Here is a 245-nt window from a genome sequence, read left to right on the forward strand (position 1 = left end):
TGCCGGCAGCCTGACCCTCAGCGGCGCCAACAGCGGTTACACCGGTACCACCACCCTGAGCGCCGGCAGCCTGCTGGTGACCAACAACAACGCGCTGGGCAGCGGCGCGCTGAACACTGCTGCCGGCGCTCAGGGTGGTGGTACCGGTGTAACCGCTGTTGGCGCCGCTGAGGGTCAGGCTGCCGGTGCCGGTCTTGGTCAGGCCGCTGCTGCCGGTGATCAGGCCGCCGAGAGTCAAGGCGCCG

Annotated in this window: 1 pseudogene; it reads right to left on the reverse strand. The window is 70.2% G+C overall.

From position 1 onward, the window contains the following. Nucleotides 1–157: 157 nt before the first annotated feature. Nucleotides 158–238: pseudogene (locus tag J5M57_RS29050) on the reverse strand (hypothetical protein); the annotation flags it as partial. Nucleotides 239–245 lie beyond the last annotated feature (7 nt).

Origin of the sequence: Pseudomonas sp. 86_A (genome assembly GCF_017491705.1) — a bacterium.
In the GTDB taxonomy this organism is placed as follows: domain Bacteria; phylum Pseudomonadota; class Gammaproteobacteria; order Pseudomonadales; family Pseudomonadaceae; genus Aquipseudomonas; species Aquipseudomonas koreensis.